This is a genomic window from Helicobacter mustelae (genome assembly GCF_900476215.1).
Taxonomy (GTDB): domain Bacteria; phylum Campylobacterota; class Campylobacteria; order Campylobacterales; family Helicobacteraceae; genus Helicobacter_H; species Helicobacter_H mustelae.
In genome coordinates this window covers 410,692-425,834 of record NZ_LS483446.1, presented here as the reverse complement: position 1 = coordinate 425,834, position 15,143 = coordinate 410,692, and the positions used below count along the sequence as shown (strand labels likewise).

The following is a 15,143-nucleotide window of genomic DNA, read 5'->3' as shown; positions in this document are numbered from 1 at the left end:
TCCTTATTGTTGCTGCATTTCTTGAAAATTATTTTTCTGTGTGCGGTAGATTTTGTTGACATATTGGACCTGCCCATCTTGCAGGGTTTCAGAGAAAAATTTGCGAATCTTTTCGCCGCGATTCAAAAAAAACATCTCCACCCCAATGCCAATGGAATAACTCACCCAATCATATTGCAAATCACTGCCTAGCAAAAGCCCATAACCAACAAGATAATTATCCGCCTTGCCAATGGCATTGACCACATAGAAATTCACCCGATCTTTGGGTTTAACTAGCATCAAAAGCGAGGGATTATAATTGATCTGAGTGGAAAAGAAGCGCTTGGGACCCTCTTCTAAAAAACCAATTTGAGGGAGGATGAGGCCTGTTTTGATTACAGGGATATTTAACAAAACATCGCTTTCTTTGAGGATCTCAACTTGTTTTTTGATCTCTTTGGAAAAACGCGCAGCCTTTTCGTTATTGATGGATTCTTGAAATATGATAGGAAAGCCAGCCTGCTTACTCAAGTCTGCAAGCCACCTTCCAATATTGCTGGTATCATTGTATTCCACCACAGCGTCGCTTTTGGCAAAGTCATAGAGCATCTGAATCTGCTCTTTGTAATCAATCCCGCCAAAAAATAAATTTTCAGGTATATGGCGATCTGTTATCTGTTTTTTATTGACTGTAGGTACAAAAGTAGGCAAAGAAATCTTTGTATCACTCAATAACTTCTCCACTCCATTTTGAGTAAGCATTGCCACAACAGAGTCAAATTTCTTTTGGCGAATTTCCTCATAAGCATAGTGCAGCGCCTCTGGCTCCTCGATCTTACTATCAAATACCTCAAAGGAAAAAGTCACATTTCTGCTGGTAAGATATGCCAAAATCATATTGATCCCAATCACAGAATAGCGCCCTACAACATCCTTGGGGACAAGCAGGGCAATGCGGATTTTTTTGGCATCTTTAATTTCTTCAAAAAAACTCGCATCCATGAAAATATTCATTTCACCCAGCAAATAAGTAAGCTTTGCGCGCAGGTCTTGATCTTTGATTGCAGGGTCAAATTCAGAGATAAAAGAAAAATAGCGCTTTTTCTCATACATTTTATAGAGACATTTAGCATCACATTTCTTTGTATTGATGTCCAAAACCTCTTGGCGCGGGGGAGGCAGTGGAGAGATCACATAGCTCTTGCTCCACAAAAATGCACAAAATACAAAAAACAAAATCAATCTCATAAAGCCTCTTTTAGCAAGGATAGGTGCTGCATGGTTTCTCTTTTCAGGGAGGGGTTTTTCAATAAATCCAATAAAGAGTAAGTAATTAAAAACCTCTGATCCCGCAATTTTATCAACTTTCCAAAGAAATTCTGATCCAATAAATCAAAAAAATCCAAAGCCTCCTTGCCTCCAAAACATAAAACCATGGCATGGGGCATTTTTTGCAATTGGGCAAAAAAATGTAATTGGCACTGCAAAAATTCTTCTTTTGTGATGGGGGTATCTGCGCATTTTAAAAGAGAGAGAATGCCATATTCCCTAGCATCAAAACCAAAAACATTGGTCAAGATGTCTTGAAGCATCCTGGCACTGCGATTTGGCAGGAATTGGTTTTTGGCATCCAGGATGGGAGTGGGAGTGACAAAAACCACGCGTGCAGCTGTATTCAAGATACCAAAAATAGGTTCTTGGATCTTGCTGCGCTCACAGAACCTACAATGCAATATTTTTTGACGCAGGGAATGCAAATCCTCTTTTTGGTCATCTTGAGCTAGAGAGGGCTCTTGAGCGCGCTCTATGTAGCGCTGCCCCAGAGCTTTGAGAATATAGAGTTTTTTGAGTTGCTGGTATTGCTTGAGCCTATATTTCATCTTTGAGGGACAAGATTGTCTAAAGAAAGAATTTCATCAAGCTGTTCTTTTTTCAGCAAATTGCGCTCCAGCACGATGTCATAGACTCTTTTGCCAGTGCTAAGCGATTCTTTTGCAATGGATGCGGAGTTTTCATAGCCAATGTAGGGATTGAGTGCAGTGACGATGCCCACACTTCCTAGCACGAAATTCTTGCAGATTTCTTCATTTGCAGTGATTCCATCGATGCATTTTGTAGCCAAGGTCTCCATGGCGCGAGAGAGCATGATGATGGATTCAAAGATATTATAAGCAATCAAAGGCTCAAAGACATTGAGCTGAAGCTGCCCACCCTCTGCTGCCATGGTGATTGCCACGTCATTTCCAATGACTGCAAAGCATACCTGATTCACCACCTCAGGAATCACAGGATTGACCTTGCCTGGCATGATGGAGCTGCCTGGCTGCATCTTGGGTAGATTAATCTCATTAAGTCCTGCTCTAGGTCCAGAGTTTAACAAACGCAAGTCATTGCAGATTTTTGAGAGCTTGACAGCCACACGCTTAAGCAAACCGCTCACCTGTACATATGCACCTGTGCTCTGTGTGGCCTCAATGAGATCTTGGGCGGTGATGAAGGGATGACCCGTGACCTCTTGGATCTTTTTCTCTGCGATTTTTTTGTAATCTGGATGGGTGTTGATCCCAGTGCCGATGGCAGTGCCCCCAAGATTGATAATGCGCACAAGATTTCTAGACTCCAAAACCCGGTCAATGACCTTAGATATCATGAGCTCAAAGGTTTTGAATTCCTGACCCAGAGTCATTGGCACAGCATCCTGGAGTTGGGTGCGCCCCATCTTGATGACATGTTTGAATTCATGACTCTTCCTAGCAAGAGAATCACGCAAGATCTTCATGTATTCTGTCATATTGGTCAAACGCTCATACAGCGCAACGCGAAGCGCGGTGGGATAGGCGTCATTGGTGGATTGAGAGAGATTTACATGATCATTGGGATGGCAGTATTGATACTCTCCTTTTTTATGCCCCAAGATCTCAAGGGCTAGATTTGCAATCACCTCATTGGCATTCATATTTGTACTCGTGCCCGCACCCCCCTGGATCATATCCACAACAAATTGATCATGATATTCCCCAGCAATCACCTTATCACAGGCCCTACAAATCGCATCACAAAGCCTATCATCGAGTTTTCCAAGTTCGTGATTTGCCAGCGCAGCAGCTTTTTTGACCTTTGCTAGAGATTCGACAAAAATGGGATAATCCCCAAGCCTTCTTCTGGTGATGCAAAAATTCTCCAGCGCGCGGAATGTCTGAATCCCATAATAAACTTCATTACTAATGTCCATTTCCCCGATAAAATCATGCTCTTTTCTTGTCTTCATTCTTCACCTCTATTCTTTTAATCTTTGGATGTCAATCCCAATCTGACGCAACTTATCCTCAATGGCCTCATAGCCGCGATCAAGATGGTAAATTCTATGTATTTGAGTATAACCTTTGGCAACAAGTGCGGCCAAAACCAAAGCAGAGCTCGCACGCAGATCCGTTGCCATCACATCCGCGCCATTAAGCTCTATTGGACCAGTGATCTGAGCAACCTTGCCCTTTAGCGTGATGTGTGCACCCAGTCTTTGAAGCTCGCTCACATGCATGAAGCGATTTTCAAACAAACGCTCCTCAATCACGCTAGTCCCCTCACATTGCGTGGCAAGCACCATGAATTGGGCCTGCATATCGGTGGGAAATCCAGGATATTCTGTGGTGATTACCTCAAAAGCTCTACGCTTTTGAGCAGGCAAGATCTCCACACTACTCTCCCTTCTCACAATCCCAAATCCAATCTCTTCTAACTTGTCTGTGATGCTCTCTAAATGCCTTGGATTTACATTCTCTAATGCAAGCCTTTGATTCAAAATCGCACCAGCACACAGATAGGTCCCAGCCTCAATACGATCTGGGATGACTTGAATCTCTTGACTTTGAAGTGCTATGCCATCTCTGCCCTCAATCACAAGAGTATCACTCCCAATCCCCTCTATCTTCACCCCACTCTGTTGCAGTAGCTCACACAGCTGCACGACTTCTGGCTCTTTGGCAGCATTGAGAATCTGCGTGGTTCCCTTGGCAAGAGCTGCAGCCATCAATACATTCTCTGTCCCCGTTACAGTAATTTTGTCAAATGTAATATGCGCACCCCTAAGCCCATTGGGAGCCTTGGCAATGATATAGCCATTATCAATATGAATTTCTGCGCCCATTTTCTCCATTGCTTTGATATGCAAATCCACAGGACGCGCACCAATCGCACAGCCTCCTGGCAAACTCACCTCACATTTTCCAAATCTCCCAAGCAAGGGACCTAGCACAAGGATGGAAGCGCGCATTTTGCGCACGATGTCATAGGTGGCCTTAGTATGAACCAAACGCCTGGCACTCACAAATAATTGATGACTCCCCTTCCAAAGAATCTCACATCCCAAATACTCCAACAAACGCACCAAGGTCTTGACATCCACCACATCAGGGAGATGATGCAAGCTTAGCCCCTCCTCATAAAGGAGAGCGCATGCCAGAAGTGGCAAGGCGGCATTTTTTGCTCCACTAACACAAATCGCTCCCCCAATCTTTTGCTCCCCCAAAATCCTCAAATAATCCATAACTCTTCCTTGTTTATCTTTTCTTTGTCCTCAAAATATTTGCAGTCAAATCTACGACCTCTCTTTGTCTCTCTTGGTTAATCTTTTGGATCCTATCACTCAAATCCAGCACCATCTCAACACTCGCAACTGACAGGCTAATTAGCTTTGTGAAATACTCAAACCACTCCTTACCCTCCTCTTGATCCACTGGGATCCTGCCATAATAATCATAAAACATTGCATAGGCCTTGGAAATCTCTTCTACGCTCTGGGTGTTTTCTACGCTCTCTATAATCTGGGCTGGAGTAGGCCTTTTTGAAGGCTTGGGACTCTGCCACAAAAAAAACACTGCAAAAAGCAGCATGGGAAAACCAAACAGTCCACAAATGATAAAAAAAGTCAAATAAAATGCAAGATCATACACACTAATTTAGCCTTGGATTTTTTGATAGAGGGCATTGGTGGCCTCTACAAAACCAGCAATACTCCCGCAATCATAACGCTTGCCTCTGAATTTATAAGCCAGCACCCTTCCTGCCTTTGCCTGCTTCATCAACGCATCCGTAATCTGAATCTCACCCTTTTTGCCAGGCTCAGTGATGCGCAAGATATCAAAAATATCAGGAGTTAAAATATAGCGCCCAATCACTGCCAAATTACTAGGAGCCTCTTCACGCCTAGGTTTTTCTACCATGAAATCCACCCGATAGACATTCTGCTCAATTTCCTTACCTGCGATCACTCCATATTTGTCAATTTGTTCTGCCTCCACCTCTTCAATGGCCACAATGCTGCATTGATGACGTTCATAAAGCTTCACCATCTGCGCTAGCACTCCTTCTTCTTGATTCACACACAAATCATCTGCCAAAATCACCGCAAATGCTTCATTGCCAATCAATGCCTCTCCTGTGAGGATCGCATGCCCAAGCCCTAGCATTTTATTTTGTCGCGTGTATGAAAAGGTACACTGATCCATGACTTGGCGCAACTCCTTGAGATGGGCTTCTTTTTCCGTGCCCTGAATCTGGTGCTCAATCTCATAGCTAATATCAAAATGATCTTCAATGGCGCGCTTGGTGCGACCTGTGACAATTGCCATCGTATGACATCCTGCCTGCATGGCTTCCTCCACCCCATACTGGATTAGAGGCTTATCTAGGATGGGTAGCATCTCCTTTGGCATGGCCTTTGTTGCAGGCAAAAATCTCGTCCCATATCCTGCGGCGGGGAATAAACATTTTTTTATCATTGCTTTCCTTTTTGAAATTTTATGGTTTGCTTGAGAAAATCCTCCACATCAATATCTTTTCCCAGCATTTGCGCATAGATGAGATAATTGGCAATCACCCTCATCCCATAGAAACGAGACTCATCATAGGGCAAAAGCTCCATAGAAATCCAAGGCTCATATTTTCTGTCTTTCAAAAATAAATGATTTCTTGCCAAGGTGCGGCGCAAAAACCCTGGCCCTCCGTTATAAGCATAGGCGATGAACAGGGGATGTTTGAATTCCTTCTCTAGCTGGTCAAGATAAAATGCTCCAAACCTTAGCGCGATCCTTGGTTCAAACATATCAAAAAGCGTAATGTCTCTTAGCTTGAGATCCTTGGCAAATGGCTCCACATTAAAGGGCATGATTTGCATCATTCCCAGTGCATAAGAGCTAGAAATGAGTGCGGGGAGCAAATGGCTTTCTTGACGCGCCACAGCATAGACTAGAGCCTTTTGCAAGGGGCTTCTCCATAATTTGGGATCATCATAGGCAAAAATGAAATAGTTATGATTGTAGCGATGTTTGCGATTGAGAAAAAAAACAAGATGCGGCAGACTTTCTTTGTAGTGGAATTGCTCAAGGGCGTCCTCATACTTCTGTCCGCTGAGTCCAGAAATCTCTGTTTTTTTTTGCTGCCATACAAAAGGGTTTTTTATGTCAAATTTTGGCATTTCCCCAGAAATTTCAAAATCAGAGATAATTTGATATTTGGGAGTGGTTTGGAGTTTTTTGTTGGCATAGATAGAAAAAATATCCACAAAAGTGCTTTGGGCAACCTGCTGCAAAAAGCTCTGATCCTCACTCAAAAGATACTGCCAAAACAATGCCCTATCCCGCATAAAAGGATCGATTGCCACATTTTGAGATTTTGCAAAATACGCCAATGCCCTCTTTGGTTTTTGCAATAGCAACTCATTCATCCCCAGCAAAAAGAAAGTGTTGGCATCTGATTGACCAACTTCAATCTCAGACAGAGCATTTTTGATTCCATGAAATTTGGGATCTAAGATCATTTTTGTTATCGCACGGTTCACACCAGAAAAATTGGCATCCAAAAGCTTTTTTAATGCCTGAGTGTCAAAATCCCCTTGGTTAAATAATGCAAGTTTTTGCACATAGCTTAGTCCATGAAAAATTTGTGCGAAATTTTTGGGAGTGGTGGATAAAAGAGCATTTAATATGCTTGGACTGCGCAACACCAAAATCTGATCATAGAGATTCTCATGCCCCTCTTTTAGGGCATTAAGAAGTATGTCTACATCTGCTTGGGGTAATGTGGGAATGAGGCTTAGCTTGATTCCATAGGCGATGCAATCTGCATCTTCTTTTTTCAATGCATCAAAATCCAGTTTTTTGCAATAAATATCGCGAGGCATTTCATGAATAATGCCTTTTTTTTCCATTGCCTTTTCAATCCTGGGAGTTTTTTTAAAAACCAAATCATAAGCGACCTTTGCCTCATCAATACTCGTCTTATCCCGCGAAATAAAATACCAAATATAAAAATCCCGCGCCACACCCTGGGGTTGCTTTTGAAGAAAATCTATAGTGATTTCTTTGGCAAAAATACATCCACAAAAACAAAAAAGCAAACTCCACTTCTTCATCCCCACTCCTTAGGCTATTAGATGATTGATGATGCTTAGAAGAAGAACCACCACTAAGGGGGTAAAATCGATATTTTGGTATGTCAGAGGCAGCCTAGAGCGAAAAAAATGAAACACAGGCTCTGTGATCTGAAACAAAAATTTCACTATGGGATGAGTGGTATCCACCCGTGTAAAAGACAATAGGCTTACGATGATTACAATCCAAATATACACATTGATCAAAAAAGACAAGATCCCCATCACCCCTCCTTGATTCGCAAAATTTCTTTCAAATGCAGACGCAGATACAAAAACAAAACATCAAGCTCTAGTCCATGAGATTCACCCGTAAGCAAAATCCTCAAGGGCTTAAAAAACGCCTTCCCTTTGAGGGTGCTTTTTTGCATGGCTTCTTTTTTGAATTCTTCATATTCCATTTTTGCGCAATCTTTTTGTAATAACATCTCTTGCAATGCCTCAAATAACACCAAAGATTCCTTAGAAAAATCCTGATTTTCATAAGGTGAATAAATATCCTTGGGAGAGAAAATTCGCTCTATCTTTGTGCGAATCTCATTAAGCGTGCTAGCCTCTTGCAAAAATAATTTTGCCAATGCACCAATGCTAAGATCTTTAGAATCTAGCAGCAATGCCATCTCCCCTTCATTGAGGCGCTTTAGGTGCTCGCGATTCAAAAATCGCAGTCTTGGAAGGTCGAATTTCACCGGGGATTTTGCGATGAGATTGATGTCAAAAAACTCCACTGCCTCTTGCAAAGTGAAAACCTCTTTGGGAGTGTGATTACCCATGCTAATGAGATAATTTATAATCGCCTGGGGCAAAAAACCCTCGCTCAAAAGATATCCCACTGAGGAGCTCGCATCCCTCTTGCTCATTTTTTTACCATCTTGGCCTAGGATGATTGGCAAATGGGCATATTCTATCTTCTTGTCATAGCCTAGATCTTTTTGGATAAGCATTTGCTTTGGGGTATTGCTTACATGATCCTCCCCGCGAACGATGAAAGAAATATCATAGAGCATGTCATCAATGGCGCAAGCAAAATTATAAGTAGGGATCCCATCCTCACGCAAGATCACAAAGCTATCTAGCTCACTGGGCTCAAAGCAAATCTCTCCCTTAATCCTATCTCTGAAAACAAGCGCCCTAGCGCTGCCCCTTAGACGAATCACGGGCTTTGTGTTTTGATCTTTTTGCAACTCTGCCCACGCATCCTCATAGCGAAAGGGGATTTTCTCCTCCTTTGCTTCCAGGCGCTTTTGCTCCAAAAATTCCTTGGTGCAATAGCAACAAAATGCAAGACCCTTCTCCAGTAAGATTTGTGCAAAATGCTGATGCTTTGAGAAATTCTGGCTCTGATAGACCAAATCATCCCACAAAAGCCCAAAGAGGTTTAATAGGCTCAAGATTTCCTTGTCTTTATCGGCAATATTTCTAGCAAAATCCGTATCTTCGATGCGAATGAGAAATTTTTCTTTCCTTTGCTTGGCGATGATGTAATTAAAAATCGCAGCGCGCAAATTCCCAATATGCATATCGCCAGTGGGTGAAGGAGCAAAGCGCAGCATAAAAACCCTTGTAAAAAATTCCGCCCATTCTACCAAAACAAAGCAAGCTTTAAAACATTTTTGAAAATTCTCTGAAATCAAAACTATCCAAGGGATTTAGAGCCTGTGGCTCTTCTTGAATCTCGCCGCACAGACGCGCAGAGATGAGACTTAGCTTTTGTTTGATTTCCTCGCGCTTGTCTCCCACATAGCCACAGAGGCTCTCCATGTCTTTTTGCAGGATAAATGCCATAGGCGAAACAATGTCAAAGGAAATCTCTGTGCCACCAAAATTTGTGCTAATATTGACATCAAAGAGTGCCATGCCCATGAAGCTGCATTTCTCAATGAGCTGCTCGATGTTGTAACTCACGCGATCATACTGGGTATTGGTTTCTTCAAATTCCCCATCAATGTTTTTTGCTTCATTGAGAATTTTTTTGAGCGCGATATCCACCACCTGCAGCGCGCCAATGAACTCATTGGCACTTTTGATATCCTCACCAAATTGATGATTTTTCCTACTAGAATTTCTCATGTTTTTGACTTCAAATTCTGCGCCCTCTATCCCATCCAAATGCTTTTTGAGTGTTTTTAAAAAATCTTTGTCCATGTTTTTCCCTTTGCATCCTAAAATTTCTATGTCAAGTTCACAAGCATTTTTTATTCCACAAAAAGAGCGAAAACGAAGCGATCGGGTAGCTTGGGTTTTTGTTATAATAAATCATTTTTCAGGAGTTTTGATGGAAGCACAGAAGCGGGGCAATTCTTTGTCATATTTATTCTTTGTGTTTTTTTGCTTTTTTGCCCAAGGGGTGGATTTGGAAGCAGATACAAAGACGGAGGCCAAGGTGCAAACTGAGATGGGCTTTAAATCAGGGAAAAAACAAACAGAGAAAAAAAACTCTGCAGCAGAGGTGATGACAAAAACCCCACTAGCTTTGGTAAAAAATTCTGCAGCAAAAACACAGAAAAATCCTGCAAAAAATTCTCCCAGCCTTGCTCTAGATTTTGATGTACAAAAAAAACAAAGCCCCAATGCCTTCCCCACACTCTTGCTAATTGCTGGAATCCAAGGAGATGAGCCAGGAGGATTTAATGCAGCCAATATTTTTTTAATGCATTATGAGATCAAAAAGGGAGAGGTTTGGGTGGTCCCTGCCATCAACAAACATTCCATACTGCGCAATCACCGTGGTATTTATGACGACATGAATCGCAAATTTGCCGCGCTAGATAAAAATGACCCTGAATATCCCATTATCAGACACATCAAATCCCTCATTACCGACCCTTCGGTAGATGCGGTTTTGCACCTACATGATGGCAGCGGATTCTATCGCCCCACTTACATCGATCCCAACAAAAATCCCAATCGCTGGGGATCCTGTAGCATCATCGATCAGGAAGTAGTGACAAATGCCAAATTCCCAGAGCTTGGGAAGATCACAGATCATGTCATCAAGCACATCAATGCGCATTTACTAAGTCCTGAGCACAGATACTACAAACGTGACACCAAAACCGCTAAAGGGGATGTAGAGATGGAAAAAGCACTTACATTTTTTGCCATCAAAAACAAAAAATCTGCCTTTGCAAATGAGGCCAGCAAGAATCTCTCTTTAGAAAAGCGTGTGTATTATCATTTGCTCGCCATTGAGGGGTTGCTGGGGCAATTGGGCATTGAATTTAGACGGGATTTTGAGCTCACACCCCAAAGCCTCTACCATCTCATCAATGACACACATCTTGATGTAAGGATTGCAAAAAGCATCACCCTGCCCCTTTATGGCCTGCGTGAAGAACTCAATTATTTCCCTCTGCCAAAGCAGAGCATCTCTAGCATCCCACTAGAATCCAGGGCTCATATTTTAGGTCTTTTGCAAAAAGACAATCAGGTGCTTCTCAAATATGGCAACAAGGTCATGACCAAATTTTCCCCAGAATACTTGGATTTTGATAATTCACTCCAAACCCTAAAAATCCAAGTTGATGGGAAGACCAAAGAAGTGAAAATTGGCAGCATCATTCCTGTCAAGCAAAATTTTGAAATCCTGGATCTGCCGGGATATCGGGCTAATATCATTGGCTTTGTCTCTCCTAAGGATCGTTCTGATAAACCCAATGAAATGGGGATTTTGATCAGCAAAAAAGAATGCGCCCCGCGCTTTTCCATTGACAAAAAAGGCAAAATCTACCGTGCAGAATTCTACAAGGGCGATGCATTTAGCGGCATGCTGCTTTTCCGCTTCCAAGACCGAATCAATTGAGGTCGCTTGATTTTTGAAACCAAACCAAATACAAGCTGCTTAGTTTTTAAAATGACGGGATTTTGAAATCCACAGAATCCAAACGCTCAGCCCTCATCAAGCTTCATCAACCAGGGCCAACAAAGCAGGGGCACGATACCAAAGGGAGGGAAGGCATGCTTTGATGAACTTTTGGAAAAGTCTGCTATAATGGAGGGCAATTTTTATGATTTTTAGGTAGTTTTATGGATTTAACAAGTCTTTTGGGTATGCTTTTGGCATTGGCATCAATTTCTCTTGGGGACATCCTAGAGGGCGGGAATCCTCTACACCTCATCCATATCAGTTCAGTGATTATCATTATTCCCACAACCCTGTTTTCTGCTATGACAGGAACGCATATGCACTATGTCAAGGCGGGATTCAAAGAAGTAAAAATCGTATTCCTGGGTGCGAAAGTCAATCTCAATGAAACCATTCGTCAGCTCATTGAATTTGCAAATCTAGCCCGAAAAGATGGCGTATTATCGCTAGAGGCCAAGGTTGCTCAAGTAGAAGATGATTTCATGCGCGAAGCACTTTCTATGATCATTGATGGCAAGGAAAGCAAGACCGTCAAAGAAGATCTAGAGATCCAGATTGAACAGTTAGAGGAGTATTACCATGGCGCTGCACATTACTGGCTAATAGCAGGGGAATCTGCACCGACTTTTGGACTGGTGGGGGCGGTTATGGGGCTTATGCTTGCACTCCAAAAGCTTGACAATCCCGCAGAAATGGCAGCAGGGATTGCTGGAGCATTTACTGCGACTGTTACAGGGATTATGTGTGCATATGCCATCTTTGGTCCTTGGGGCAATAAGCTCAAGGCAAATTCTCATGACATCATCAAAGAAAAAGTCGTGATTTTGGAGGGGGTGATTGGCATTGCCAATGGAGATAATCCTCGCAATCTAGAAGCAAAGCTTCTTGGATACATCACTCCAGGCAGCCCAAAAATCTCCCAATTTGAGTAGACTATGGCAAAGAAAGCAAAAAAACAAGAATGCCCCGCTGGAGAGAAGTGGGCGGTTCCTTATGCAGATTTTCTCTCGCTTTTGCTCGCACTCTTTATTGCGCTTTATGCAATTTCTGCGCAAAACAAAGCCAAGGTCGAGGCCCTAAAGACAGAATTCATCAAAATCTTTGATGCAACGCCCAAGCCAGAAACCATCCAGCCCGTGACTCGCATACCGCCAAATCCAGGCGATGTCACCGATCAAGAAGATGGAGACAAGGCCCAACAATCTCAAGACTCTAATGCAGTGAAAACAGTGGAAAACATCGTGCAATTAGAGCAGATCATCCAAGAGGGTGGGGTACTAGAGCAAATCGAGCATGGCATCACCCTGCAACTCCCCTCAGATCTTCTTTTTGATAATGGGAGTGCGGAGCTTGCCAATGATGAGATGAAGGATTATTTGCGCAATATGGCAAATGTCATCAAAAAATTCCCCCCACAAGTCTCCATCAATGTCAAGGGTTATACAGATAATGCACCGCTCCCACCCAATTCCCCCTACAAAAATCACTATCTCCTAGCAGCTGCAAGAGCAATGGCTGTAATGAATGTTCTCATCCAACAAGGAGTCAATCAAAAGCAGCTTTCTTTTACCTCTTATGGCAAGAATTCCCCCATCGCGCCCAACAATACCCCTGCAAATCGCGCCAAAAACAATCGCGTAGAAATCTACCTCTGGGCAGATCCCAATAGCGTCAAAAATGTAAATTCCATCCTTGATAGCAGTAAAAAATAATGGCACAAATTTCCTTACAAGAATTCCTCGCAGCCACGCATCTAAAAGAGCAGGAGATCTTGGAGTCTCTCACTCCAACACTCATCCAAGACATCCCTCACATCCCCATAAAAAAGGGCATTGAACTCTTTTTGCAAAGGATTGAAAGCCAACTCGTCGCAATGGATATGAATTCCCATGTCCTAGAACCCATGTTTTTTGAGCAAACGCTTCAAACCCTAAGTTTTCTCTATGAAAAACTCCTCTCACAAACACAGAATGAAGATGTCATAAAAGAAAATACTCTGCTCAAAGAGACTTTACTCTCCCTTCAAGAAGAGGCCCAAAAAAAAGATCAAAGTCTGGATCTTTTGCTACAGGAGATTAAGAATCGTGATGAGGAGATTGCATTCCTCAAGCGCAAGCACCAACTCATGTGGGGGAAAATTGGAAATATGGGAATCATAAAAGAATCATGAATGCCACCAAAGAATGCCAGGCATGCATATTCCAGCAAATCCAAAACACGCTCAAGCTCTTTCCACAAGAAAATCATGAAGAAATTTTGGAGCAGACCAAAAATCTCCTCTGCACTCAGAAAAAATCCCCTCCCCCAAAAATCGCACTGCCCATCTATGAAAATCTTGCCAAGCTTACAAATACTCCTGATATCTATCAATCCATCAAAAAAGCTTGCATACAAAAAGCCCATCAAATGCTCCAAGAGCTTGGTACCCCTAGCCAAGAAGAGCCAAGGAGTCTACTTAAAGAAAGCATCAAGATTGCTGCATTGGGAAATGTCATTGACTATGGAGCGCAGGCAAAATTTTCATGGGAAAAAATGGACCTTGCTCTCAGTTTTGCAAGGTTTGACTTTGAACCTTTCTGGGAGAAAATTTCGCGCGCAAGCACCTTGTTGTATTTAGCCGATAATGCCGGAGAAAATATTTTTGACACGCTGCTAATCAAAAATCTAAAAACCCTCTACCCAGATCTCAACATCCTCTATCTCACTCGCCATGCACCCATCATCAATGATCTCACCCTAGAGGACATCACCCAAAACCCCCTATGCACAGATCTTCTCAAATACTGCACAATCGCAAGCAGCCATGTGTGCACACCAGGCTTTATCTATGAAGATGCCACCAAAGAAATCCAAGAGATTTTTGATCGCGCCGATCTCATCATTGCCAAGGGAATGGGGAATTTTGAATGCTTGGAGAGCCATAAAAAAGATACATTATTTTTTCTTTTTAAGATCAAATGCCAGGTGGTTGCCAATTTCCTCTCCTTGCCTATAGGGAAAATGATCTTTAAGCAAAATATTTCCTCTCCCTACCTTGAAAAAAGCACCAAAAAACTCCCGTGATAAAAAACCTCAAATATGCTCGCCCACATCACAAACAAGTTCATAAGACTTACAGAATTTTTGCAGAAATTCATCGATGGCTAATTTCTGCATTCCTGCTCGCAGGGAAAGCAAAGGAAACTCAAAAAGAAGTTTTGAAAATTTCTGAACCAATTCGCAATAAATTTGCTCCATAAGAAATAGCAATTTCATAATCCCCACTCATCCCCATGGAGAGAATTTTGGCACCTCTATCCTGCAATCTATCAAACAAGTCTTTTGTAATACCAAAGGATTGCTCTATCTTTTTGGAGTCAATGCTATGAGCACCCATACACATCAAGCCCTCAAGTTTAAGGTTTTTACAGGTAGAGAGGATTTGGTCATACACCTCTATGCATTCTTCAGGGGAGATGCCATTTTTGCCCTCCTCTCTTGCGCTATTGACCTGCAACAAGATGCGCACAACTTGATTTTGGGCTCTTTTGTTAATTTCTTTTGCCAACTCCAAAGAATCCACAGAATGGATTAAAAAAGGGCGGCTTTCTAGCAGGGCATTGATCTTGTTGCGCTGCAAATTCCCAATAAAATGCCACTCCAAGGGAAAGGAGCGAAGATGTTGTTGTTTCTCGCGCAGATCCTGGACTTTATTCTCACCAAAAGCCCTCTGCCCACAATGATAAAGCTCTGCGATTTTTTCCACACCACTGTATTTGCTCACCGCCACAAGTTTGATGATTTGATGCCTGCTATATGCGATACGGGCGCGCTCAATTTTTTGCAAAACAAAATCAAGTTTATTTTTTAGACCCTGCATTTTATGATCCT

At 42.4% G+C, this 15,143-nt stretch carries 16 protein-coding genes; 5 read left to right on the top strand and 11 right to left on the bottom strand.

Translation table 11 applies throughout. The features are described 5' to 3' along the window. Positions 1–3 precede the first annotated feature (3 nt). From DQN48_RS02045 to DQN48_RS02000, 10 genes are read right to left on the bottom strand one after another with little or no spacing between them, the layout of a single operon-like run. Positions 4–1,230, bottom strand: coding sequence for a hypothetical protein (locus tag DQN48_RS02045; RefSeq protein ID WP_041913063.1), 1,227 nt, complete (start codon positions 1,228–1,230; stop codon positions 4–6). Continuing rightward, on the bottom strand, positions 1,227–1,862 hold the full coding sequence (locus DQN48_RS02040) for a uracil-DNA glycosylase family protein (RefSeq protein ID WP_013022721.1): 636 nt from the start codon (positions 1,860–1,862) through the stop codon (positions 1,227–1,229). The genes DQN48_RS02045 and DQN48_RS02040 overlap by 4 nt, the downstream gene beginning before the upstream one ends. Beyond that, a complete protein-coding gene (gene aspA, locus DQN48_RS02035; protein ID WP_013022720.1) occupies positions 1,859–3,250 on the bottom strand; it encodes an aspartate ammonia-lyase in 1,392 nt (463 codons plus the stop codon). Before aspA ends, DQN48_RS02040 begins: the two co-directional genes overlap by 4 nt. Before the next feature lie 9 nt (positions 3,251–3,259). After that, positions 3,260–4,525 (bottom strand): UDP-N-acetylglucosamine 1-carboxyvinyltransferase, encoded by a 1,266-nt coding sequence (gene murA / locus DQN48_RS02030; RefSeq protein ID WP_013022719.1) that lies wholly within the window; start codon positions 4,523–4,525, stop codon positions 3,260–3,262. 13 nt (positions 4,526–4,538) lie between these two features. Next, a complete protein-coding gene (locus tag DQN48_RS02025) occupies positions 4,539–4,910 on the bottom strand; it encodes a hypothetical protein (protein ID WP_170118051.1) in 372 nt (123 codons plus the stop codon). Positions 4,911–4,937: 27 nt separating this feature from the next. After that, positions 4,938–5,759 (bottom strand): UTP--glucose-1-phosphate uridylyltransferase GalU, encoded by an 822-nt coding sequence (gene galU, locus DQN48_RS02020; RefSeq protein ID WP_013022717.1) that lies wholly within the window; start codon positions 5,757–5,759, stop codon positions 4,938–4,940. Next, entirely contained in the window at positions 5,756–7,390 is a 1,635-nt protein-coding gene (locus DQN48_RS02015) for a lytic transglycosylase domain-containing protein (RefSeq protein WP_013022716.1), read from the bottom strand. Before DQN48_RS02015 ends, galU begins: the two co-directional genes overlap by 4 nt. A 9-nt stretch (positions 7,391–7,399) precedes the next feature. After that, the gene (locus tag DQN48_RS02010; protein ID WP_013022715.1) at positions 7,400–7,633 is read right to left on the bottom strand and encodes a YggT family protein; all 234 of its coding nucleotides are present in this window, start codon (positions 7,631–7,633) and stop codon (positions 7,400–7,402) included. Continuing rightward, positions 7,633–8,961 (bottom strand): glutamate--tRNA ligase, encoded by a 1,329-nt coding sequence (gene gltX, locus DQN48_RS02005; RefSeq protein WP_041913264.1) that lies wholly within the window; start codon positions 8,959–8,961, stop codon positions 7,633–7,635. Before gltX ends, DQN48_RS02010 begins: the two co-directional genes overlap by 1 nt. Before the next feature lie 49 nt (positions 8,962–9,010). Further along, a complete protein-coding gene (locus tag DQN48_RS02000; protein WP_013022713.1) occupies positions 9,011–9,553 on the bottom strand; it encodes a flagellar FLiS export co-chaperone in 543 nt (180 codons plus the stop codon). 130 nt (positions 9,554–9,683) lie between these two features. Here DQN48_RS02000 and DQN48_RS01995 point away from each other — a divergent pair, with 130 nt between their 5' ends. The 5 genes from DQN48_RS01995 (at position 9,684) to DQN48_RS01975 (ending at position 14,336) form a co-directional block, all read left to right on the top strand. Continuing rightward, positions 9,684–11,210, top strand: a complete 1,527-nt coding sequence (locus tag DQN48_RS01995; protein ID WP_231843992.1) for a M99 family carboxypeptidase catalytic domain-containing protein — start codon at positions 9,684–9,686, stop codon at positions 11,208–11,210. Positions 11,211–11,434: 224 nt separating this feature from the next. Continuing rightward, positions 11,435–12,205, top strand: coding sequence for a flagellar motor stator protein MotA (gene motA / locus DQN48_RS01990; protein WP_111713497.1), 771 nt, complete (start codon positions 11,435–11,437; stop codon positions 12,203–12,205). Between the two features lie 3 nt (positions 12,206–12,208). Continuing rightward, positions 12,209–12,985: a flagellar motor protein MotB gene (gene motB / locus DQN48_RS01985; protein WP_013022711.1), complete on the top strand. Its 777-nt coding sequence runs from the start codon at positions 12,209–12,211 to the stop codon at positions 12,983–12,985. Further along, on the top strand, positions 12,985–13,443 hold the full coding sequence (locus DQN48_RS01980; RefSeq protein ID WP_013022710.1) for a DUF3972 domain-containing protein: 459 nt from the start codon (positions 12,985–12,987) through the stop codon (positions 13,441–13,443). The genes motB and DQN48_RS01980 overlap by 1 nt, the downstream gene beginning before the upstream one ends. After that, positions 13,440–14,336: a damage-control phosphatase ARMT1 family protein gene (locus DQN48_RS01975; RefSeq protein WP_013022709.1), complete on the top strand. Its 897-nt coding sequence runs from the start codon at positions 13,440–13,442 to the stop codon at positions 14,334–14,336. Before DQN48_RS01980 ends, DQN48_RS01975 begins: the two co-directional genes overlap by 4 nt. A gap of 121 nt (positions 14,337–14,457) precedes the next feature. Here DQN48_RS01975 and DQN48_RS01970 read toward each other — a convergent pair whose 3' ends face one another. Then, entirely contained in the window at positions 14,458–15,132 is a 675-nt protein-coding gene (locus DQN48_RS01970) for a YggS family pyridoxal phosphate-dependent enzyme (RefSeq protein WP_013022707.1), read from the bottom strand. Between the last annotated feature and the right edge of the window lie 11 nt (positions 15,133–15,143).

Coding starts and splice junctions, on each gene's coding strand:
- DQN48_RS02045 (WP_041913063.1), bottom strand. CDS start 1,230: ATGAGATTGATTTTGTTTTTTGTATTTTGTGCATTTTTGTGGAGCAAG.
- DQN48_RS02040 (WP_013022721.1), bottom strand. CDS start 1,862: ATGAAATATAGGCTCAAGCAATACCAGCAACTCAAAAAACTCTATATT.
- aspA (WP_013022720.1), bottom strand. CDS start 3,250: ATGAAGACAAGAAAAGAGCATGATTTTATCGGGGAAATGGACATTAGT.
- murA (WP_013022719.1), bottom strand. CDS start 4,525: ATGGATTATTTGAGGATTTTGGGGGAGCAAAAGATTGGGGGAGCGATT.
- galU (WP_013022717.1), bottom strand. CDS start 5,759: ATGATAAAAAAATGTTTATTCCCCGCCGCAGGATATGGGACGAGATTT.
- DQN48_RS02015 (WP_013022716.1), bottom strand. CDS start 7,390: ATGAAGAAGTGGAGTTTGCTTTTTTGTTTTTGTGGATGTATTTTTGCC.
- DQN48_RS02010 (WP_013022715.1), bottom strand. CDS start 7,633: ATGGGGATCTTGTCTTTTTTGATCAATGTGTATATTTGGATTGTAATC.
- gltX (WP_041913264.1), bottom strand. CDS start 8,961: ATGCTGCGCTTTGCTCCTTCACCCACTGGCGATATGCATATTGGGAAT.
- DQN48_RS02000 (WP_013022713.1), bottom strand. CDS start 9,553: ATGGACAAAGATTTTTTAAAAACACTCAAAAAGCATTTGGATGGGATA.
- DQN48_RS01995 (WP_231843992.1), top strand. CDS start 9,684: ATGGAAGCACAGAAGCGGGGCAATTCTTTGTCATATTTATTCTTTGTG.
- motA (WP_111713497.1), top strand. CDS start 11,435: ATGGATTTAACAAGTCTTTTGGGTATGCTTTTGGCATTGGCATCAATT.
- motB (WP_013022711.1), top strand. CDS start 12,209: ATGGCAAAGAAAGCAAAAAAACAAGAATGCCCCGCTGGAGAGAAGTGG.
- DQN48_RS01980 (WP_013022710.1), top strand. CDS start 12,985: ATGGCACAAATTTCCTTACAAGAATTCCTCGCAGCCACGCATCTAAAA.
- DQN48_RS01975 (WP_013022709.1), top strand. CDS start 13,440: ATGAATGCCACCAAAGAATGCCAGGCATGCATATTCCAGCAAATCCAA.
- DQN48_RS01970 (WP_013022707.1), bottom strand. CDS start 15,132: ATGCAGGGTCTAAAAAATAAACTTGATTTTGTTTTGCAAAAAATTGAG.